General features: G+C 42.7%; 3 protein-coding genes and 1 pseudogene. All 4 read right to left on the minus strand.

Annotation, left to right across the window (positions count from 1 at the left end; all coding sequences use genetic code 11):
- Window positions 1–36: 36 nt before the first annotated feature.
- Window positions 37–144 (minus strand): annotated as a pseudogene (locus IQ242_RS16760) (transposase); the annotation flags it as partial.
- 196 nt (window positions 145–340) lie between these two features.
- Window positions 341–580 (minus strand): FeoC-like transcriptional regulator, encoded by a 240-nt coding sequence (locus IQ242_RS16765; protein WP_130757729.1) that lies wholly within the window; start codon window positions 578–580, stop codon window positions 341–343.
- A gap of 109 nt (window positions 581–689) precedes the next feature.
- Window positions 690–3,014 carry a Fe(2+) transporter permease subunit FeoB gene (feoB, locus tag IQ242_RS16770; protein WP_193960751.1) on the minus strand — a complete coding sequence of 775 codons (2,325 nt, stop codon included), beginning with the start codon at window positions 3,012–3,014 and terminating at the stop codon, window positions 690–692.
- A gap of 42 nt (window positions 3,015–3,056) precedes the next feature.
- Window positions 3,057–3,692 carry a FeoA family protein gene (locus IQ242_RS16775; RefSeq protein ID WP_193960752.1) on the minus strand — a complete coding sequence of 212 codons (636 nt, stop codon included), beginning with the start codon at window positions 3,690–3,692 and terminating at the stop codon, window positions 3,057–3,059.
- Between the last annotated feature and the right edge of the window lie 1,228 nt (window positions 3,693–4,920).

Genomic DNA, 4,920 nt, shown 5'->3' on the forward strand with positions numbered 1-4,920 from the left:
AGTAAATACTGGTCTTTCGTTACTCTTTATGCTAAATCAACGTACAAGATGCCAAGACAACATACTTCTAACCCAAAAATTCCGAAAGTTTCTAAAGCCATAGCCTCTTCGTTTTATTAGTTTAAGTTTATTGTTGATTCCCTCATCATATCATCATGTCGGGAGCATCTCACCTTTGTAACCCCTAAATCAGGTTTTTATGTCAAGCTATTTTGAAAGCCTTGCTAGAAACCAGTTTTAGGGATAAGTATAATTACTTACTTGCATAAATGAGATGCTCCCCTAATACATAATACAGCAGTTATCTTAATGGTGAGATAACTTCTATATTATTAAACTTTTATCTGTTTGTCCCTGTGGAATTGCCCTCAATCCATTCGTAAAAAGCCATAGATTCTGGGGAACAACGGCTGCATCCTCCGCATTTTTCCAGGGAAATCAGGCGAATTCGCCCTTTTTTCAGCAAGCGATCGAGCATGGGACTTAAGGCATCCGCTGACATCCGAAAGTGTGTAGATAAGTCAGCCAGAGATGCTTTCTGATTTTTGGCAAGATAAGCCTGTATATCGGTTAAAATCATGGTTTATAAGCGAAAAAAATCGAGAAAGGTTGCTTGATTGCGGTGGGTTACGGCGAATCTAAATAATTAGTTAGTTGCCTAGCTTTTTGTCGCCTAACCCACCCTACTTTTAAATTGCCGGACGGTTGATTTTTCGGGGAGGGAGATTTTTTAAGGTGAATAAAACCCCGACTACGGTTAAACCCATCAAGACTATCCAAAAGAGAGAAAACCCCGGATGTCGAAAAAAAGTGGCGATTTGATAGAAGGAAGTGGCAACAATATAGGCCATTCCTGTGGTCCAGAGGGCAATAAAAGCAGTCCAACCGGCATTAGTTTCGCGATATACTGCCGATGTGGCCGAAACACAGGGAAAATAGAGCAGAACAAACAACAGATAGGCAAAAGCACCCGCTTGACCATCAAATCTTTTCGCCATTGCCCCAAAGATTCCTAAATCTACTTCTTGCTTCTCGGCAGCCGTTTTTTGATCTTGCAGATCACCAATATTCAAACCCAAGGGATCAAGTAATTGATTGGGTAATTGCGCTAAATTGGCGGGAATAGTGGCGATAGCTGTCTGAATTTGCCCCCAAAAGTCGAATTTTTCGGCTGCTACCCCCTGATTAGGGTTATCTTCCCCCGCTAGTTGGCTGTAAATTGAGTTTAATGTGCCTACCATCGCTTCTTTGGCAAAAACTCCCGTAAAAATGCCCACCGTTGCCGGCCAATTTTGCTGCTCTAGTCCCATGGGTGAGAAAATAGGAGTTACAGCTTTACTGGTGGCACTTAAAACCGATCGCTCGCTGTCTTGATTACCAAAAGAACCATCAAAACTGAGGGAGTTGAGTAGTCCCAAAATCATCACCATTAAAACGATAACTCGTCCAGCTTTCCATAAAAACGCTTGCAGACGTTCCCAAGTGCGAATTAAAACCCCTTTCAGACGCGGTAGATGATAGGGAGGCAATTCCATAATAAAGTGACTGATTTCTCCCTTGAGTAGGGTTTTTTTCATCACCAATCCCGTCAAAATAGCGGCGAGAATTCCTAAGATATAAAGACCAAAAACGATGTTTTGACCACCTATGGGGAAAAAAGCCGCCGCAAATAGGGCATAAACAGGTAATCTGGCCCCACAGGACATAAAAGGGTTCATCATAATCGTCATTAAACGATCGCGGGAATTTTCCAGGGTCCTGGTGGCCATAATTGCCGGCACATTGCAACCAAATCCCACTAGCATGGGAACAAAGGATTTACCCGGCAATCCCACCAAACGCATCAATCGGTCCATGACGAAGGCTGCCCGGGCCATATAGCCAGAATCCTCTAAAATTGACAAAAAGAGGAACATAAAGCCAATTACGGGGATAAAAGTGGCGACGGTTTGCACACCTCCCCCCGCTCCATCAGCGAGCAGAGCAATTAGCCAACCCGGGGTATGGATTGTTTGTAAAACTTGGGCAAAACCATCGACAAAGATAGTCTGGGCAGTTAAATCGAAGAAATCGATAAAGGCAGCACTAACATTGATGGTAAACAAGAACATTAGGTACATTACGCCCAAAAATATCGGAATTCCCCACCAGCGATCGAGAACAATGCGATCGAGGCGATCGGACATGGTATCATTTATCTGTCCAGTCCGTTGAGTGGCTCCCTGGGTAACTTGTTGAATAAAGCCATAACGAGTATCAGCAATTAAAATATCAAGGTCTTCCCCTAAAACTTGGTGTATTTGTCGTCTATGCTTGACGATAATGCTTAATAGTTCCTGGGAGCGCAATTCTGGGGCGATGCGATCCTCGTATTGCAGTAGGTTTAAAGCAGTCCATCTTGGCTCAACGATCCTTTTACTGCTATGGTCGTCAATGTAGGCAACAATCTCGTTAAGAGCTTCCTCAATTACCGCAGGATAAGCGACATAAGCGGCAGTATGGCTAATATTACTGACTAATTCCCCAATTTTTTGCTTTAATTCTCCGATTCCTTCCCCTTTAACCGCACTAATCGCCACGACAATTGCATCTATGCGAACGCTTAAGAGCTGCGGATTAACCACAATACCCCTAGTTTTGGCCACATCCATCATATTCAGGGCAATCAACATCGGTAAACGCATCTCCATGATTTGGGTAGTTAGGTAGAGATTACGCTCTAAATTAGAAGCATCGACGATATTAATCACTAAATCCGCCTCTCCTGACAGTAGATAGTCCCTAGCGACTAATTCATCCATTCCTGTCTCCCCTTCTTCCACATCAAGGGAATAGACTCCGGGTAAATCCACAAGGGTGATATCTTCCCCGTTAACTTGAAATCGTCCCTCTTTGCGATCGACTGTTACTCCCGGCCAGTTGCCGGTCCTTTGATTGGCTCCTGTGAGAGCATTAAAAAGGGTAGTTTTGCCACAGTTAGGATTGCCAATTAAGGCGATAATCGGTTTGACCATAATTTAGGATATTAAGTGACGAATAGGCTTAGATAATTAAATTTAGCTTTCTGGGTCTATTTCTTCCACGATTAAAGCGTCTGCCTCCTGTTTACGCAGACTGAGATGAAATCCCCGCACTCGAATCTCGACGGGATCCCCCAAAGGTGCCACACGAATGACGGTAAACTCTGTCCCCGGAGTTAATCCCATTGATAACAATTTTCCTTTGTATCCTCGTAATGCTCGGTCATAACCGACGACTTTACCCACTTTTCCTATGGGTATCTCCCGCAGAAATGTTCTTACTTCAGTTAGGTCTTTTTTGGGTTCCAGTTTTTTCGGTTGACTGTCACTAACGAGGATTTTTTCGGCCATTTCTGCCCCGATACCAATACGATTGTCTTGAATGGCAATTAAAACTGACCCGCTTGGTTGGGAACTAATTACCTGTAATTGAATACCGGGGTTTAATCCCATACCTAGGAGTCGATTAATCCCTCCTGTCCCCTGAAATCCCGCTAACCAGACGGTTTTTCCCATTTCCACTTGTGCTAAAGGATAAGTGGCAGCCAAGTCATTACCCCTGGGAGTGACATTATCTAATTCTGCCTCTGTACCGCCCCAATAGGAGAATTGGTCGTCTTTTTGCCAGTTTTCTGGTTTTTCTGGTTCATTAGGTCTAATTTTATCGTCCATGCTTTTCTTATCTCCAAAGGTAATGAAGGTCTTTCATTCAAGAGTGACAATAATTTCTTGATAGCTCATCGAGTTTACTGAAGTAGCCAAAGGGTGAGAACTCCCCTAATGTCAGCCTCAGTCAACGGTTTTTGAACTGTATCGGAATTGCGATCGCTTAAATAAATGCTAATTATTCTCAATTACCAGTCTAATCCAAAAGGGGAGACAGAAAAGAAAAATATTTATTTAGGGTCGGCTGAATAATGGTAAAACCCTTTGAAAATAAGGCTTTTGACCTGTTAAAATCCGATGTTAGTGCTGCGAAAATCGGATTGGGATCCCCAAAAACCTGGCATTATCCTCCTTTTAGTACATAAATTAGTACAAAAAGAGAGGGCAACAAAGCCTGAAACGACCGGCTACTGACGACCGACTCCTAACCCCACCAACAAACTTTTTGCCGCAAACCCTACCTAGTGGTCTGCGGCAAAAAGTAGGGGCGAAGCATTCGGGCAATAACCTATCGGTGAAACCGTAGATTTTCTATCCGAATGCTTCGCCCCTACAGGACTACATTTCACATTTATTCAGCCAGCCCTAAGTAAATCGAATCTGTCTTTCTGTTTGTGTTCTTTATGCCTTTGTGTTTATCCTTAACTCTTATGGGATAACCGGACAGAAAAAAGTTTAGTTTTAAATATTGGCGATACTTTCAACACTTTAGCCCCCCTATTCTCTGGGTCTTCTTGTAGCTTAAAAAAGGGTGCATCTCACATTTGCAGAAATATCGACAATCAGCAATTATCAGTGACTCTTAAATTATTACAAATATATCAACAACTGCCTGTAATACCATTTTTCTTTATTCGTTTCCCTCACCCCCTTCCCTGTCCCAGAGCGTTAGAGGGGAGGGGGTGAGGGCAATTAACCATCTCTGCCATTACTTTTGAAAAATGGGATAATTCGTTGTCAGTATCTCCAAACAATGACTAATGAAATTAAAAACTTGACTAACTATCATTGGCTAACCTATCGCTGAAACCGTAGATTTCCTATCGGAATGTTTCGCCCCTACTTTTTCAGCCAACCCCAATTAGGGTTGGCTGAAAAAGTAGGCTCTTCGGTTTGTGTTATGCAATGGACGGGAGTTATAAGGGATGGAACCCTTATATAGAAAGGCATTTAGCGATTTTTGTCAATTGTTTTTGCTCTAGAGCGAACTAATCAATTAAGTCTCTTGCCAGAT

This window comes from Microcystis sp. LEGE 08355 (assembly GCF_015207185.1).
Lineage (GTDB): Bacteria > Cyanobacteriota > Cyanobacteriia > Cyanobacteriales > Microcystaceae > Microcystis > Microcystis panniformis.

Coding starts and splice junctions, on each gene's coding strand:
- IQ242_RS16765 (WP_130757729.1), bottom strand. CDS start 580: ATGATTTTAACCGATATACAGGCTTATCTTGCCAAAAATCAGAAAGCA.
- feoB (WP_193960751.1), bottom strand. CDS start 3,014: ATGGTCAAACCGATTATCGCCTTAATTGGCAATCCTAACTGTGGCAAA.
- IQ242_RS16775 (WP_193960752.1), bottom strand. CDS start 3,692: ATGGACGATAAAATTAGACCTAATGAACCAGAAAAACCAGAAAACTGG.